The organism is uncultured Marinobacter sp. (assembly GCF_963974375.1).
In the GTDB taxonomy this organism is placed as follows: Bacteria; Pseudomonadota; Gammaproteobacteria; order Pseudomonadales; family Oleiphilaceae; genus Marinobacter.
On sequence record NZ_CAXBDN010000072.1, the window covers coordinates 1 to 16,223 of the forward strand.

At 59.3% G+C, this 16,223-nt stretch carries 16 protein-coding genes; 8 read left to right on the top strand and 8 right to left on the bottom strand.

The window, feature by feature from the left end:
- Nucleotides 1-12: 12 nt before the first annotated feature.
- On the bottom strand, nt 13-1,269 hold the full coding sequence (locus AAC035_RS08165) for a glutamate-5-semialdehyde dehydrogenase (RefSeq protein ID WP_339802348.1): 1,257 nt from the start codon (nt 1,267-1,269) through the stop codon (nt 13-15).
- Nucleotides 1,270-1,426: 157 nt separating this feature from the next.
- Here AAC035_RS08165 and AAC035_RS08170 point away from each other — a divergent pair, with 157 nt between their 5' ends.
- Genes AAC035_RS08170 through AAC035_RS08180 form a run of 3 tightly spaced genes read left to right on the top strand, consistent with a single transcriptional unit; the run spans nt 1,427 to nt 4,892 of the window.
- Complete coding sequence (locus AAC035_RS08170; RefSeq protein ID WP_339802350.1) at nt 1,427-2,440, top strand: GGDEF domain-containing protein; 1,014 nt, start codon at nt 1,427-1,429, stop codon at nt 2,438-2,440.
- Nucleotides 2,437-3,450 carry a GGDEF domain-containing protein gene (locus AAC035_RS08175; RefSeq protein WP_339802352.1) on the top strand — a complete coding sequence of 338 codons (1,014 nt, stop codon included), beginning with the start codon at nt 2,437-2,439 and terminating at the stop codon, nt 3,448-3,450. The genes AAC035_RS08170 and AAC035_RS08175 overlap by 4 nt, the downstream gene beginning before the upstream one ends.
- The gene (locus tag AAC035_RS08180) at nt 3,447-4,892 is read left to right on the top strand and encodes a VTT domain-containing protein (RefSeq protein WP_339802354.1); all 1,446 of its coding nucleotides are present in this window, start codon (nt 3,447-3,449) and stop codon (nt 4,890-4,892) included. The genes AAC035_RS08175 and AAC035_RS08180 overlap by 4 nt, the downstream gene beginning before the upstream one ends.
- Nucleotides 4,893-4,935: 43 nt before the next feature.
- On the opposite strand, the gene AAC035_RS08185 is transcribed toward AAC035_RS08180, so the two are convergent.
- Together AAC035_RS08185 and AAC035_RS08190 are read right to left on the bottom strand one after the other, a co-directional pair.
- Complete coding sequence (locus tag AAC035_RS08185) at nt 4,936-5,523, bottom strand: LON peptidase substrate-binding domain-containing protein (RefSeq protein WP_339802357.1); 588 nt, start codon at nt 5,521-5,523, stop codon at nt 4,936-4,938.
- A 14-nt stretch (nt 5,524-5,537) separates the two neighbouring features.
- The gene (locus AAC035_RS08190; RefSeq protein WP_339802360.1) at nt 5,538-6,794 is read right to left on the bottom strand and encodes an HDOD domain-containing protein; all 1,257 of its coding nucleotides are present in this window, start codon (nt 6,792-6,794) and stop codon (nt 5,538-5,540) included.
- Between the two features lie 242 nt (nt 6,795-7,036).
- On the opposite strand from AAC035_RS08190, the gene ilvD reads away from it, so the two are divergent.
- On the top strand, nt 7,037-8,872 hold the full coding sequence (gene ilvD / locus AAC035_RS08195) for a dihydroxy-acid dehydratase (protein WP_339802362.1): 1,836 nt from the start codon (nt 7,037-7,039) through the stop codon (nt 8,870-8,872).
- Nucleotides 8,873-8,927: 55 nt separating this feature from the next.
- Here the strand turns inward: ilvD and AAC035_RS08200 are convergent, their stop codons facing one another.
- Nucleotides 8,928-10,022 (bottom strand): AI-2E family transporter, encoded by a 1,095-nt coding sequence (locus AAC035_RS08200; protein ID WP_339802363.1) that lies wholly within the window; start codon nt 10,020-10,022, stop codon nt 8,928-8,930.
- A gap of 145 nt (nt 10,023-10,167) precedes the next feature.
- On the opposite strand from AAC035_RS08200, the gene AAC035_RS08205 reads away from it, so the two are divergent.
- From AAC035_RS08205 to AAC035_RS08215, 3 genes are all read left to right on the top strand, one after another.
- A complete protein-coding gene (locus tag AAC035_RS08205; RefSeq protein ID WP_339802366.1) occupies nt 10,168-10,527 on the top strand; it encodes a hypothetical protein in 360 nt (119 codons plus the stop codon).
- 147 nt (nt 10,528-10,674) lie between these two features.
- A complete protein-coding gene (locus AAC035_RS08210) occupies nt 10,675-10,926 on the top strand; it encodes a hypothetical protein (protein WP_339802368.1) in 252 nt (83 codons plus the stop codon).
- 120 nt (nt 10,927-11,046) lie between these two features.
- Nucleotides 11,047-11,955 (top strand): haloalkane dehalogenase, encoded by a 909-nt coding sequence (locus AAC035_RS08215; protein WP_339802371.1) that lies wholly within the window; start codon nt 11,047-11,049, stop codon nt 11,953-11,955.
- 33 nt (nt 11,956-11,988) lie between these two features.
- On the opposite strand, the gene AAC035_RS08220 is transcribed toward AAC035_RS08215, so the two are convergent.
- Nucleotides 11,989-12,765: a thioesterase family protein gene (locus AAC035_RS08220; protein ID WP_339802374.1), complete on the bottom strand. Its 777-nt coding sequence runs from the start codon at nt 12,763-12,765 to the stop codon at nt 11,989-11,991.
- A gap of 260 nt (nt 12,766-13,025) precedes the next feature.
- Here AAC035_RS08220 and AAC035_RS08225 point away from each other — a divergent pair, with 260 nt between their 5' ends.
- Nucleotides 13,026-14,546 carry a DEAD/DEAH box helicase gene (locus AAC035_RS08225; protein ID WP_339802376.1) on the top strand — a complete coding sequence of 507 codons (1,521 nt, stop codon included), beginning with the start codon at nt 13,026-13,028 and terminating at the stop codon, nt 14,544-14,546.
- On the opposite strand, the gene AAC035_RS08230 is transcribed toward AAC035_RS08225, so the two are convergent.
- The 3 genes from AAC035_RS08230 to AAC035_RS08240 form a co-directional block, all read right to left on the bottom strand.
- On the bottom strand, nt 14,525-15,040 hold the full coding sequence (locus AAC035_RS08230) for a dihydrofolate reductase (protein WP_339802378.1): 516 nt from the start codon (nt 15,038-15,040) through the stop codon (nt 14,525-14,527). The two genes, AAC035_RS08225 and AAC035_RS08230, sit on opposite strands and share 22 nt — an antisense overlap.
- Before the next feature lie 70 nt (nt 15,041-15,110).
- Nucleotides 15,111-15,950 (bottom strand): thymidylate synthase, encoded by an 840-nt coding sequence (locus tag AAC035_RS08235; protein ID WP_339802380.1) that lies wholly within the window; start codon nt 15,948-15,950, stop codon nt 15,111-15,113.
- Nucleotides 15,947-16,223, bottom strand: a 277-nt coding sequence (locus tag AAC035_RS08240; RefSeq protein WP_339802383.1) for a prolipoprotein diacylglyceryl transferase family protein, incomplete at its 5' end; no start/stop codon positions are given. The genes AAC035_RS08235 and AAC035_RS08240, both read right to left, overlap by 4 nt.

Sequence of the window (16,223 nt, forward strand, 5' to 3'; positions counted from 1 at the left end):
AATATGCATCAATCAGGTCCGGACGTGGCCGTCGCCGAACACCACGTATTTCTGCGACGTCAGCCCCTCCAGACCGACCGGCCCCCGGGCATGAATCTTGTCAGTAGAGATCCCGATTTCGGCGCCCAGACCGTATTCAAAGCCATCAGCAAAACGGGTGGAGGCATTCACCATCACCGAGCTGGAGTCCACTTCGGTAATAAAGCGACGGGCACGGGTGTAATTTTCGGTGATGATACTGTCAGTATGCTGTGAACTGTAGCGGTTGATATGTTCAATAGCGCCGTCCAGCCCGTCAACCACCCGCACCGCCAGAATGGGCGCCAGATACTCCGCATGCCAGTCATCTTCGGTGGCTTCGAGCATGTCAGCAACCACCGCCCGGCTGGCCTCACAGCCCCTCAGTTCAACCGATTTGTCGCGAAAAGCAGAAGCAATCAGGGGCAGGATGTCTTCGGCAATTTCCCGGTCCACCAGCAGTGTCTCCATGGTATTGCAGGTGCCATAACGCTGGGTTTTGGCGTTCACCGCAACTGCCAGGGCCTTTTCAGGGTCAGCGTGGGCGTCGATGTAGACATGACACACACCATCCAGGTGTTTGATAACCGGCACCCTCGCATCCCGGCTGATCCGCTCAATCAGCCCCTTGCCACCACGGGGCACGATAACGTCGACGTACTGCGGCATGGTGATCAATTCACCCACCGCCGCCCGGTCGGTGGTTTTAACCACCTGTACCGCAGCTTGTGGTAAACCTGCCGCCGCCAGTCCCCGGGCCAGGCAGTCAGCAATCGCCTGATTGGAATGAATAGCTTCGGACCCACCCCGCAAAATGGTGGCGTTGCCGGACTTCAGACACAGGCTCGCGGCCTCTACCGTCACATTGGGCCGGGATTCGTAGATGATCCCGATGACACCCAGCGGCACCCGCATCCGGCCGACCTGGATGCCAGACGGACGGTAGGTCATATCGGTGATGGTACCGATCGGATCAGGCAGCGCAGCAACCTGTTCAAGCCCCGCGATCATGCCGTCAATACGCGCCGGCGTCAGCTCCAGCCGGTCCAGCATGGCCTCGTCCAGACCGTTGGCACGGCCTTGCTCGAGATCCTTGCGATTGGCTTCAGCAAGTTCAGCGCGGGCCTTGTCAAGAATGCGTGCGGTGGCCAGAAGCACCTCGTTTCGCACAGCCGTTGATGAACGGGCTACCTGAACGGCTGCTGCACGGGCGGCAAGCCCCACCTCAGCCATATATGCAGAAATATCCATCACTCTTCCCTTGTTTCGGAAACGTTACTACCAAGAAAACCTTCAGTTCCTGCCTATGTTAAGGCTGAACCGGCGCAAGGGTGATATTATACCGCTTGTAACGCGCCTTCGTCAGAACGGACATTCGCCCGACAAGTTTCAGTTTAAGGATTTCTCCATGGCCCAGAAGGCCGAACGCTATCTGTTAAGCCGCTTTGCCTGGCTGGGCTGCCTTGCCCTTACTGCGATCGCCATAACCTCCCTGACCAGTGGCCACTTCATGATTGCCGCCGCCTCGCTGCTTGGCGCTGCCGTCATCTGGACCAGCCCGGCCTTGCCCAGGCGCCTGCCGCAACGGCCCTGGGATATGCTGAACGGACTGCTGACAGTTGCCCTCACATTGCTCGTTACAGCAAGCATCTGGCTCGACACCGAGGCACTGAGGGGCTGGCTGTTCGTGGTTCCGCTGCTGGTCCTGGGTCTGCTACCACCACGCCGGTCGGTTCTGTTGGTAGTACTTTTTCTGGCTATAATAATGCCAACGCTTGGCTCCCTGTACGGCGATCCGACCCGGCATCAGATCATCAGCCCACTGCTGCTCACGGCCGGGCTGGCCCTGATTTTCTTCTTCCTGCGTGAATACAAGGCCCGCCAGCTGGCGCCCTTGCGCCGCACCGATGAGCTGACCCAGGCCGCAAGCCGGGAGTATCTGTCAGCGGATCTGCACAAGGAGATCCAGCGCAGTGAGCGGGAAGGCACGGACATGTCCATCATCATGCTGGGGCTGGATGCCCACCTCAGCGAACCTGGCCAGGATGCTGATCTGCATGCCCTGCTGCCTCGCATCGGCCGCTTCCTGCACTCCCAGCTCCGGGATTTCGACAGCTACTACCGGGTAGCGGACCTTCAGTTCCTGATTATTTTGCCCGGAGTACCCACACGGGGCGCCAGTACCCGGGCGGAGCAGCTCCGCAAGGGCCTGATGACCCTGATGAGCTCTCATGGCCTGACCCTTTCAGTCAGTGCCGGAGTGGCCGGACTGAACATCGGCGATGACGCCCACTCACTGCAACAATCGGCGGCCAGCGCCCTGCAGAGTGCCCAGAAAAAAGGGGGGGACCGCATCCAGTCCTACAGCACCTGGAGCCATATCACATCCGAGCAAGCCACCACCGGAGACCCGCTCAGATGACCGAAACCCGCCTGCGTACGCTGGCCAATACCGCTGCCTACAGTCTGGCCACACTTTTTTTCAGCGCCCTGGCGTTGCAGAACCTGCGCTTCGGCTTTTATGAGCAGTTTTACCTGATCGGCCTGTTAACCGCTGCGTGTATCGCCGGACTCGGCTATTCGCTTACCGTCAGAAGCTACCAGCTCAGAGCCCGCTGGCATCTGCTGATTCTGGCACTGAGCCATCTGCTTGTAATCATCAGCGTATTCTGGAACAACGCCACCTGGACCACCACCAACACAGCGATTTACTGGCTGATGCCACTGATCGTACTTGGTTTTCTGATACTGCCGTTGCGCAGGGCGCTGCTGATTTCCGTGCCGGTGGCACTGCTGCACCTCGTCATCCTGCTGCTGCAGGCGCCCTCTCTGCACTCGGTGAGCGCCGGGGCCGCCATTCTGATGGTGCTTACTGCGGCAGCACTGACAAGCTGGCATTACGACCATATGGCCCAGTCCGCTGAAGATCTTGCGATTACCGATCCGGTCACCGGCGCCCACAACGCCCGTTTCCTGAACGAAACCCTGCAGAAAGAAATCTCACGGGCGGGGGCGTCGGGCCACCCGCTTTCGATCATCATGATCGGCATTGATCACCATGACCAGATTCACGAATTGCTGGGGCACGATCGAACCCAGCAACTGCACCGGCACCTGAGCGATTACCTGTTCAGCCTTATCCGGGCTGGCGATACCCTTTATTTTCTGGGCAATGGCCAGTTCTGTCTTATTCTGCCATTCACCCCCGAGGAAGGTGTCCGGGTTTCCGGCGAGCGGATTCGCCGCAGCATATCCGAACACCAGTGGCCGCAGGTCAGCAAAATGACGGTCAGCCTCGGCGCCACCACCCATCTTGCCGAAGACAGCCTGGCCGACCCTCTACGTCAGCGGGCCAGCGACGCGCTGACCGAAGCATGCCGTCGGGGCCCGGACACCCTGTGGTTTAACCGGGCAGTCACCAAAACGTCATGAGTCCGGACTGGCTGCAGCAGCTCACCGGCTGGCTGGCAGCCAACCCGGGCTGGCTTGCAATCGCAGTGTTCGCCATCGCCCTGATGGAATCCCTGGCACTGGTGGGCATCCTGGTGCCCGGAGTGGCGGTTCTGTTTGCGGTCACCGTCCTCGCCGGCAAAGCCGGAACCCCCATTGCGGAACTGCTGATCTGGGGCGCAGCAGGCGCCATTATCGGCGATGTACTGAGCTTCTGGCTGGGGCGCCGGCTAAAAGGCAGACTGCATCGATTCTGGCCCTTCGGTCATTTCCCGGCCCTGATCCGCAAAGCCGAATCCCTGTTTGTCCGCCACGGCGGCATCAGCGTGGTTATCGGTCGTTTTGTCGGCCCCGTGCGGCCGTTGTTACCCATGGTTGCCGGCGCCTTCAATATGCCGACGCGACACTTCCTGCTGTTCAATATCGGATCCGCCATTCTCTGGGCGCCGGTCTATATTCTCCCTGGCTATGCGGTCGGTAATACCCTGGCCTCGCCTGTCAGCATCCCGCGGGAGCTGTACCCCCTTATCGGCATCAGTATTGCGGCGCTAGGCATCTCCTACATTCTGTTCTTCAGAATCCAGCTCGGGCTCCGACACCAGTCCCGCACCTATGCCTGGATTCAGCAACAATTGTCCTGGCACCCAGGTGCCGAGCGCTTATGGCAGCGGTTTTCAAGCGACCGACCGGGTCGCAGGAAAGAGTTCCCGCTGGCCTCCATCAGTCTCACTGCGGCGGGCGTTGCCGGACTGCTGCTCTGGCTGGTGCTTACCCATACCACCGGACTTCCCCTCACCGCCGATGTCTACTTCACCCGGTTATTTGCGGCCTTGCAACACCCCCTTGGCATGCAGCTCACCGGCCCGGTGGCGGCACTTGCCGACCTTCAGCTGCTGATCCTTGCCTCGGTCCTGGTGATTGCCGTACTGGTTGTGCGCGGCCATTACAGCGCTGCCCTGCACTGGCTGGCAGGCTGCGGCCTGACATCCGCCGCGCTGTACTACCTGAACCACCAATTTGCCGGCGAAGCTCCCAATCTGACCCCGGATCATGGAACCTCGGTACCGGATACCAGCGTTACTTTGCTGACCCTGACACTCGGCCTGCTGGCTGCCTTTATTGCCCGGGAGCAGGCACCCGCAAAACGCTGGCGCACCTATACACTGCTGAGCATACCGCTGCTGTTCATCAGCCTCAGCCTGCTGTATCTCGGTCATGTCTGGTTCACGGACGTTGCTGCCGGCCTGATGCTGGGGCTGTCTGTCTGCGGGGTGGTACGAACAAGCTTCAGCCGCCATGATCATGAGCCGATCCCGGCGGAACTGCTCAGCAGGCTGGCTCTGACGGTCTGGCTGCTGGCTGCCGTTGTCTGGATCGTGCGGGCCTGGCAGGGCGATATTGCCACGGGCACGTTCTGGCGGTGATATACCTGCCCCGGGATCAGGGCAGGTAAGTTGACGAAGAATCCTATTCCATAGCGTCCAGCAGTGCCTGCAGCCGGTCGAGGCGCTCAAGCGGATCCTGCAGCTCCAGTAACCGCTGCTTCTCGGGGCGGTCCAGTGGCAGTAGCTCAATCAGTCGCCACCCCACTTCGCGGGCGCTGGAAAAATCCACTTTCATGGCAAGGTTGTTGACCACCGGGTGCTTTAACAATGCCCGCAGGACCGAGGCCAGCTCGGAACGGGCCGCAGGAATGGCATCCTCAGCCTCAAAGGGCAATGCTTCAGCCTCACCCCAGTTGAGCCCGTCGGGGGCTAGCCAGTGGCGGCGGATGGCCACTTTCCACTGACCTTCCGCAGTGATGCCAAGCAGGCCGTTGTCCAGCTGCTGAAAATCAATGATACGCACATAGGTACCGATGTCGTGAAAGGTAGCGCCACCGCCGGTTTCCCGGCCTTCACGAAGAAGCAACACCACAAACCCCCGGTCCTCCCTCATACAGCGGGCAAGCATATCCAGGTAGCGGGGTTCGAACAGTTGCAGGGGGATTCTGCCACCCGGCAGCACCACTGAGCTCAGCGGAAACAGGGGAATGCTGTCCAGTGTGTCTGTCACCTTGTGCGACTCCATCAGTGCGCTGACAGCAGGCGCTTGAGCTCATCCAGACGCTCCTTCGCTGCGGTAAGCAGTTTGAGACTACGAGAGGCTGTGAGCTCCAGCTCGCCCAGTCTGCGGTAGGCGGGCACCTGCTCAAACTCCGGCACCTGAGCAGACTGATTTGCCGAGATCAAGGCATGGAGCCGCGAGACAATCACCACATCCACCAACTGGGGCTGCTCAGCCGGGCATTCATAACGCCAGTCAAACCCATGCCGCGCCGCCTCCACGAACCCGCCAGGAAAACCCCAGTTCTCCAGGATTGCTGCGCCAACATCACCGCGCAGCTCCTCAATGGCTGCCTGCAACAATGATGCATCGGCGAACAGCGCGGGATGATGCTCCGCATGCACCAGCACCGGAATCGTGCCCAGATCGTGCAGCAGGCCAGCCAGCAACGCTTCCTCCGGATCGATCCCCGATACCGATTCCGCCAACACATAGCTCAGGGCGGCGACATTGCGGGAGTACTCCCAGAGCTCGTCCATGGCTTTTTGCAACTCCGGCTGGCGGCTGCGGAAGACCTCCCTCATGGCGAATACGGTAACCAGTTGGCGGGTAGTCCTTACGCCCAGCCGGACAACACCGTCGCGGACATTGCGAACGTCACTGAAACCCCGGTACAAGGCACTGTTACAGGCCCGCACAATTTTGGCGGCCATGGACGGATCGGCCGTGATCGCCCGGGCAATGTCATCGGCGGTGCTGTCGTCCCGGTCCGCCAGCCGGCGCACCTTCCAGGCGACATCGGGAACGCTGGGCAGACTGATCTGATTGCTGCGAAGCTCCGCATAGAAAGACATCAGCAGGCTATGCTCGTCGCCACTGCCGGTGTCCTCCCCGGGCTCTCCGGATACTTCAGACTGAGTCACCGGCGCTGCCCGCAGCAACTGATTCAGTACCGCCTGATCAACCACCAGAAATTCGCAAGACTTGATGGCAACCACGTCAAACATCCGCGGCTGTAACCGGGCAATGGCGGTCAGTGACTTCTCGGTGTCGGCACTGACCGTGGATTTGCGACCGTCGGCAGACTGAAGCTCAACGGCGCCGTCCAGCAGATAGAAGTCCAGACCGTCCCGCGCGCCTCGTTCCGCAATTTTCTGTCCAGGGCCGTGTACTCTGCGTTCCGCACGATTGACCAGCAGCACCAGCTGATCGTCAGACAGACGATTGAGTGGCTGAAACTTGCGCAGACGACTTAAAGGCAGGCTTTCACGAACCGACATCCAATACTCCCTGTTACTGACGGCAACCGCTTTCGCTGAAACACATCAACCGAAGACAGCGAACCAGTAGACCCGGATTGTGTGACGTATTGTAACCGCGGCAATCCAAAACAACCATGCGATCACGGCGGAATCTGGTATCCTCAGGATTTCACACCAATTCGCACCACAGAGGGGCAAAGGGCGGCCATCATGCCTGACGCCGGCCCGCCCTTCATCCTGACCATGAGAGAACGACAACAATGCCGAACTATCGCTCGCTGACATCAACAGCAGGCCGCAACATGGCTGGAGCCCGTGCGCTCTGGCGCGCGACGGGAATGAAAGACGGTGATTTCGGAAAACCCATTATCGCGGTTGCCAACTCGTTTACCCAGTTTGTGCCCGGTCACGTCCACCTGAAAGATCTCGGCCAGCTGGTGTGCCGGGAAATCGAGGCGGCGGGTGGCGTGGCCAAGGAATTCAATACCATCGCGGTGGATGACGGCATTGCCATGGGTCACGATGGCATGCTGTACTCGTTACCCTCCCGGGAGATAATTGCTGACTCGGTCGAGTACATGGTCAACGCTCACTGTGCCGATGCGCTGGTGTGTATTTCCAATTGCGACAAGATCACTCCGGGTATGCTGATGGCGGCCATGCGCCTGAACATTCCGACCATTTTCGTATCCGGCGGCCCCATGGAAGCGGGCAAAACCAAGTTGTCCGAAAACAAGCTGGATCTGGTCGACGCCATGGTCATTGCCGCCGACCCCAACGCCTCCGATGAAATGGTGGAAGAGTACGAGCGCAGCGCCTGCCCGACCTGTGGTTCCTGCTCCGGTATGTTTACCGCCAACTCCATGAACTGCCTCACCGAGGCTATCGGCCTGGCCCTGCCTGGCAATGGCTCAGCCCTGGCGACCCATTCTGACCGTGAGCGCCTGTTCCTCTGGGCCGGTCGTCAGATTGTGGAGAATGCGCGCCGCTATTACGAGCAGGATGACGCCAGTGTGCTGCCACTGAGCATCGCCTCCCTGGCTGCCTTTGAGAACGCCATGATCCTCGACATTGCCATGGGCGGCTCAACCAACACTATTCTTCATCTGTTGGCTGCGGCCCAGGAAGGCGGGGTGCCCTTTACCCTGCACGAGATCGATCAGCTGTCCCGCAAGGTGCCGCAACTGAGCAAGGTGGCGCCGAACTCTCCCAAATACCATATGGAGGATGTTCATCGTGCCGGCGGCATTATGGGCATACTCGGTGAGCTGGAACGGGGCGGGCTGATCAACACCGACCTGCCCACGGTGCATAGCAAGACCATGGCCGAAGCCCTGGACAAGTGGGACATCATGCGCAACCCGACACCAGAGGTCATCGAGTTCTACAAGGCCGGGCCGGCAGGCATTCCCACCCAGACCGCCTTCAGCCAGAGCACACGCTGGCCATCCCTGGATGGCGACCGTGAAAATGGCTGCATCCGCTCTGTCGAACACGCCTACTCTTCTGAAGGGGGCCTGGCGGTGCTCTTCGGCAATATCGCCCGGGACGGCTGCGTGGTAAAAACCGCCGGTGTCGACGAGAGCATCTATCTGTTTGAAGGCCCGGCAAAGGTATTCGAAAGTCAGGACTCGGCGGTAAACGGCATCCTTAACGACGAAGTCAAAGAAGGTGAGGTCGTGATCATCCGCTACGAGGGCCCGAAAGGTGGTCCGGGTATGCAGGAAATGCTCTACCCCACCAGCTACCTGAAGTCGAAGGGTCTAGGCAAGTCCTGCGCCCTGTTGACGGATGGCCGCTTCTCGGGAGGCACCTCCGGCCTGTCCATCGGACACGCCTCACCGGAAGCCGCCGCTGGCGGAGAAATCGGACTGATCGAGACCGGCGACCTGATCCGCATCGACATCCCCAATCGCACCATCAATGTGTTGGTGGACCAGGCGGAACTGGATGACCGGCGGGAGCGTCAGGACGCCATGGGCTGGAAACCGACCATTGTCAGAGACCGCAAGGTGTCTGCAGCGCTGAAAGCCTACGCCCTGCTTGCCACCAGTGCCGACAAGGGTGCCGTGCGGGATCTCAGCAAATTGGAGTGATCACCACCCGCTTCGAAAGAAAGGCGACCCACCCCACATGGCGGGTCGCCTTTCGCTAGAAACGGCCATCCTGCTCAGGCTCCGCAGACTCCGGGTCTACCGGTCGTTCTTCCGCGAACTCGCGAATAAAAATCCCCCAGAATGCCATGAACAGCGCCGCTACCAGGGGGCCCATCACGAAGCCATTGATACCAAACATGACCAGTCCACCGAGGGTGGACAGCAGCACGATGTAGTCGGGTAACTTGGTGTCCCGACCGACCAGGATGGGGCGCAAAACGTTATCTGCCAGACCGATGACGATGGTCCCAAACGCCGTCAGTATGATGGCCGGAATCACCTCACCGATAGCTGTCAGATAGATAGCTGCCGGCACCCAAACGAGGCCGGCACCAATGGCTGGTAACAACGAAAATATCGCCATAACCACACCCCACAACAAGGCTCCAGTCAGACCGAGCATCCAGAAGATGACCCCACCAAGTGCCCCCTGGATAATCGCTATCAGTAGATTACCCTTCACGGTGGCGCGGGTGACTTCAGCAAACTTTGCAAACAGCAGACGCTCCCGCTCATCGCCGAGGGGCAGCGCCTGAATCAGCAACTCCACCAGCTTGGTACCATCCCGCAACAAAAAGAACGCGACATAGACCATCAACGCCAGATTCAGAAAGAACCGGAAGGTGTTCTGACCAAGATCCAGCGCCTGCTTGGCGAGAAACTGGCCAGCGCCAGTAACCGCCGTGGTCAGACGATCCCGTAGCTCCGAAAAACTCAGGTCAAACTGGGCCAGAAAAGCCTCGATTGCCGGAAAAGATCGATTGACCCGATCAAGATATTCCCCTGGCCGGATATCCCCCCCTTGTATCTTGTCATACAGCGACAGCCCCTCAGCGATCAGCGAGGACACCAGCACGATCACCGGAATCACCACAATCACCATGCAGACGGTCAGCGTAATCAGCGCAACCAGATTTGGTCGCCCATCCATTCGCCGGGCAAGCCTTTGTCTGAGCGGATGAAAGATCAGTGCAATGGCAATCGCCCAGAAAATCGGGCCAAAAAACGGTTTCATCAACAAGAAAAATGCCAACGTCACCGCCAGCAGCAACGCCAGAAAAGTCCAGCGTTCCAGACTTTCGTATCTCATATCTGCATCCTTTCAACCTTCGGGATTCCGCGCTTATACCCTAACATGGCGCTCGTGGCCATGTTCGTGACAATCGGGGTATAGTAACCAGTTAATGCAGGAACACACCAACTCCGGCACTGCCACCGGGAACCACGCCAGGATAATGAGGTCTGACGCGTTGATGGAAGACAGCTTCACCGAGGAGACCGCATTGCAGGCTGCTGAAGCCCTTACCAGCGTGCTCGCGGGACGCACTCACCGCAAGAAAGTGCTGGGCCAGGAGGTGTTGATTCCCGGCCAGCTGGGCCAGGCACTGCGCCTGCCCCAGCTGATGACCCGTCTGCGCAGCCGCCAGCAGCGGCAGCGTGAACAGGCAGTCGCTGACTTCGGCACACTCTGGGAAACCCTGTCACCGGCCACCAAACGACGGGTACGGCACAAGCTGGGCTGGTATGACCCCCGCGAGCTGAGCTGGGAAGACAAGCGCTCCAATCGCCGGCCACTGCCGGAGCCGGGTGAATAACCCGCACGGCCACCCTGAAAACATACCGGTGAATCCTCTCTGTCGCTCCTGACGTACTGTTTCAATTAACAATCAGTCACAACCCCGGGAAGACCTTTAATTGTCACACTCAGCCCCTATCCTTCTGTGACTGAATAAGGAGAATCCATGAGCGAATATCACGATTTCTACATCGCCACGCTGGCCAGGAACAGCACCGTACCGACACTGATGTGCGGCCATTGCGGCTCCATGCTGTCCCGGGCAAAGATCGTTGCAAACGAGGGCCAGAATCGTTACGACCTCGACTGCGAGATGATCGGCCAATGTTCCGGTGACGACTGTGGTGCCATCAACTGCTGCGATAACGCACTTGAACTGGCCGAACTGCAAAATTACGAGAACCGTGTCGCAGTCTGATTCAGACTGATTACGGACTGTTACTGAAACCACACACAAGCTCATCCGGAACTGCTTTAAGCTGTCAGGCATTCGGCCCCCCCGGGGTCACGCTTGCAATCAGCCAGAGCAGTCGATGGTATGCGTATTTTGCGAACGGATGATGACCATTTTGCCGGTCTTCCGGATTATGACTTCAAGCCTCACTTCCAGAATGTCGGTCAGACAGGTAACGGTGAGCAGCCGCTACGCCTTCATTACGCTGACGAGGGTTCCCCGCAGGCGCCCACTGTCATCATGCTCCACGGTGAGCTCGGCTGGTCCTACCTTTATCGACACATGATTCCACCGGTGGTCGCTGCAGGCTTTCGGGTGCTGGCACCGGATCTGATCGGTTTCGGGCGCTCGGACAAACCAGCCGAACAACAATCCTACAGCTTTACAGCCCATCTGAACTGGCTACAGTCGTGGCTTGATGCGGTTGACCCGCAGGACGTCACACTGGTCTGCCAGAATCGCAGCTCACTACTGGGGCTCGCCCTGGTCGCCCGGCAGCCTCATCGCTTCAGCCGGATAATCACAGCAAATGCTCTCATTCCTGCGGACAATCACCCGGAATCTCCGTTGTCTCTGATCTGGAGAGGATTTGCACGATACAGCCCCTGGTTTCCGGTCGCCAGGCTGATGCAACTGGGCACCACCCGGGCGCTGTCCCGGGCCGAGCTCGCTGCCTACGATGCCCCTTTTCCTGACGACGACTACAAGGCGGGCGCCCGCTCCTTTGCGAGAGCACTTTGCCTGCAAGGCGACGATGTCCGGAACCAGCGGCTCTGGCGATTTCTCGAAACCTGGAACAAGCCGTTTGTCACCTGTTTCAGCGACTCCGACCCCGCAACCAGGGGCGCTGACCGCCCTCTGCAGAGGCGGGTACCCGGAGCCCATGGTCAACCGCACATTACCGTGCATGGCGGACACTTCCTGCAGGAAGATGCGCCGGATGCCTTTGTCCGGGTGATACTGGATGCCATGCTGGCTGCCCGGGCGGCCTGAAGCCCGGCCCGGAAAGCCAGCACACAAGGACATTTAGCCGAAGACCACCACGGACTGACGACTGATGGCCGCCAGTTCTCCGTCGCGGGTCCAGATCTCGGCGTGAATATGGCCATACCCTGCCCCTGACTGATCCGTTGTCGCCCGGTACAACAACCAGTCATCCGGCTTCATCTGCGGACGCGGGTGAATCAACTCGATGGACCAGGACAGTGAGCTGCCAGGCACCCGGTCTGTCAGGTTCTGCAGAATGGCCGGTGGCCAGGCGTCAATCAGGGCAATCAACGCCGCATCATCCATGACTGCCGGCGGTTCCCGGAACTGCATCCAGCCACCCATTTCGCGATGTTCGGTACCGGTGAAGGGGCGACCGCCAAAGCACCAGCGCATCTCCATATATCGGGTGAAATCCGGCATTACGCCTTCCATGAACGGTGTTGGCGTGCAGTCCTCCGGCGCCGGAGCCTGCGGTGCCGGCAGCGGTGGAATGGCAACCGCCGATTCGCGGCCACCACCGAAACTGGCCAGGGCTACCAGGCGGGTTTCGCCATCCTGAATCAACCGCACCATGGTCTGACTGACCGCCTTGCCTTCGCGCAGGAGTTCCGCTTCAAAGGTCACCGGCTTGTCCGGTTCAACCGGACCCACAAACGAGACCCGTAAGGGTCGGCCAGGACTGATCACCTGTTTCATCCGGTCATAGGCAAGAGCCCCGGTCAGCCCCCCGAACGTGGCCCGCCCCTGGGCCCAGGTTGCAGGAACAATCACTTCATTGGTTGCCGCAGCGGCAATCAGCTGGTCAAAGGTCATCTGGACTTTCTCTTACAGTCGTTGCGGTGAATCGCGATGATTTGGACACTCCGAAGGGAGTATTCTGAAGACAGAAAGACTGCCGCAAGCTGACTCCCGACACAAGCGGCACGAACAATTACCTACCGCAGGGCACACACGCACCGTGCAAAACCACTTGAAAAAGGAGTATACTCCCGCAAATATCCTGTCAGCAGGTTGTCGGCGCTCCAAAACCGATGTTCCCCGCCGACAGCCTCTTCCGAATACCAGGTATCTTAATGTCTACAGTATCCTTTGCCGATCTTGGTCTTGATCCGGCCGTTCTTGAAGCCGTCAAAGCCGTTGGCTATGAAACACCGTCACCCATTCAGGCTGAAGCCATTCCGGCACTCCTGGCAGGCAATCACTTGCTGGGCGTTGCCCAGACAGGCACCGGCAAAACCGCTGCCTTCGCCCTGCCCCTGCTGAGCCGCATTGATCCCCAGGACATGACGCCACAGATTCTGGTGCTGACGCCTACCCGCGAACTGGCCATCCAGGTCGCAGAAGCGTTCACCACCTATGCGTCCGGTTTCCGTCAGTTCCATGTGCTGCCAATTTACGGTGGTCAGGATTTTGCGCCGCAGCTCAAAGCGCTGCAACGTGGTGCCCAGGTTATTGTCGGCACTCCCGGGCGACTGCTTGACCACCTGCGTCGTGGCCGCCTGAAACTGGACAAGATCAAGGCACTGGTGCTGGATGAAGCCGACGAAATGCTGCGCATGGGCTTTATCGATGACGTTGAAGCCATTCTGGCGGCAACCCCTGACAGCTGCCAGCGGGCGCTGTTCTCCGCCACCATGCCGCCGGCCATTGCACGGGTCGCGAACACGTATCTGAAAAATGCAACCCAGGTCAAGATCGAGAGCGAAACCCGCACCGTCGAGCGTATTTCGCAGTTTGTGCTGCCCACCTTTGCCGAGCGCAAACTGGACGCGCTGACCCGCATCCTGGAAGTGGAGCCCTTTGACGCTGCCATTATTTTTGTGCGCACCAAAGCGGAAACCACGGTACTGGCAGAAAAACTGTCCGCCAGAGGCCACTCGGTTGCGCCGCTCAACGGCGACCTGAACCAGCGTCAGCGTGAACAGACCGTTGAAGACCTGAAGCGCAGCAAAAAAGACATCATCGTAGCCACCGACGTAGCCGCCAGGGGCCTCGATGTGCCGCGCATTACCCACGTCATCAACTACGACGTGCCCTACGATACCGAAGCCTATATCCACCGGGTAGGCCGTACCGGTCGTGCCGGCCGCGAAGGCAAGGCAATTCTGCTGGTAACGCCAAGGGAGCGTAGCTGGCTGCGTACTCTGGAGCGAGCCACAAATTCGCCAATGCAGTCTTACGAACTGCCAACCCCGGCTGCCCTGCAGCAGTTGCGTCAGGAGCAGTTCGAGGCTCAGCTGGTCGGATTTACCGAAGACGGCAAGCTGGCCAAGGCCATGGCACTGCTGGACGACATCAGCCAGCGCAACGACATGGACATTGCCATGCTCGCCGGCGCTATGGCGTGCTGGATGGAATCCGCTCAGCCCGGCTCACTGCCCCTTGAGCGCCCGTCGGAATTACCGGTACCGTCTGCCAACGCACCCCGCGACAACAAAGGCGGTCGCCCTGGTGGCAAACCCCGTGGCAGCTTCCGCAAGGGACCTCCCGGAAAATCCGGACCCCGGCCTGCCGGCGGCAAGCCTGGCGCCCGGCGCGATGGCCACAAGCCTGCCGGCAAACGTCCGGATCGTCAGTCTGACGCCAAGCGCTGATAGACCACGAAGCTGTAGTTGTAGGGATTGTGATCGGACGCGGAGAAATCCTCCCGTCCGATTTCCTGCCACTGATCCAGATCTATTTCCGGGAAAAACGCATCACCGTCCACCTCGGCGTGCACCTGCGTAATGTAGATACGATCTACTTCCGGTAACACCGCCTGATAGATCTGACCACCCCCGATCACCATCACTTCATCCACACCATCAATCGTGGCCTGAGCCTCGGCTCTGCGAAAGGCATCCGCCAGCGACGCTTCCTGGACCACACCTGCGGGTAACTCCAGATCATCTGCGGACGTCACGACGACATTCAGTCGCCCCGGCAACGCCCGGCCAATGGACTCCCAGGTCTTGCGCCCCATAATAATGGGCTTGCCCATGGTGGCCTGCTTGAAGTACTTGAGATCACCTGGCAAGTACCAGGGCAGTTTGTTATTGCGTCCAATCACCCGGTTACGGGACATGGCAACAATCAGTGCTTTGCGCATTGCAATCGATCCTTATGGCACGCCCGCCAAACGCTCCGGCAGATGACGCCGGAGGCCAGCAGGCGCCCCGTTATATGGCGATAGGTGCCTTGATGCCAGGCTGAGGCTCATAGCCCTCGAACTCGAAGTCTTCCAGCTCATAGTCAAAGATAGAAGCCGGCTTGCGCAGGATAGTGAGCGTCGGCAATCGCCCCGGTTTGCGTTTGAGCTGTTCGAACACAATGTCGTCAGTCAGGTGGTTCTGATACAGATGACAGTCACCGAATGTATGCACGAACTCACCCACTTCAAGGTCACACTGCTGGGCAATCATGTGGGTCAGCAGCGCGTAGGACGCAATATTGAAGGGCACTCCCAGAAACAGATCGGCACTGCGCTGGTAGAGCTGACAATGCAGCCGCCCTTCCGCCACGTAGAACTGGAACAGACAATGACAGGGTGCCAGCGCCATACGCCCGTCACGGACGTTGTCCTGAGGACTGACCGTCTCATCCGGCAGTTCAGCGGGATTCCAGGCCGAGACAATCAGGCGGCGCGAATCCGGTTTGCTGCGGATCTGCTCAATCACCTCACTGATCTGATCGATCACCCGGCCATCCGGGCACTGCCAGCTTCGCCACTGCTTGCCGTAGATGGGCCCGAGATCACCATTTTCCAGCGCCCACTCATCCCAGATGCTGACCTTGCGTTCCTGCAACCAGCGATTGTCGGTAGAGCCCTGCAGGAACCACAGCAGCTCATAAATGATGCTGCGAAGGTGCACCTTCTTGGTGGTCAGCAGCGGAAAGCCCTGAGAGAGATCAAACCTGAGCTGACGCCCGAACACCGAGCGGGTACCGACCCCGGTACGGTCACCTTTATCGACACCGCTCGCGACTACATCTTTCATCAGATCCAGATACGCCTTCATACTTTTTTGCCTCGGTACGCCAGAACCATCAACAAGACACCGGCTGCAATCATTGGCAGCGACAACAACTGGCCCATGGTGAGCCATTCAAACGCCAGATAGCCAAGCTGGGTATCCGGCTGACGGAAGAATTCCGTGATCACCCGGAAGCTGCCGTAAAGAATCAGAAACAGCCCGGAAACTGCCATGGTTGGCCTGGGCCTGGACGAAAACAGCCACAACACAACGAACAGCGCAACGCCTTCCAGGGCAAACTGGTACAGCTGGGACGGA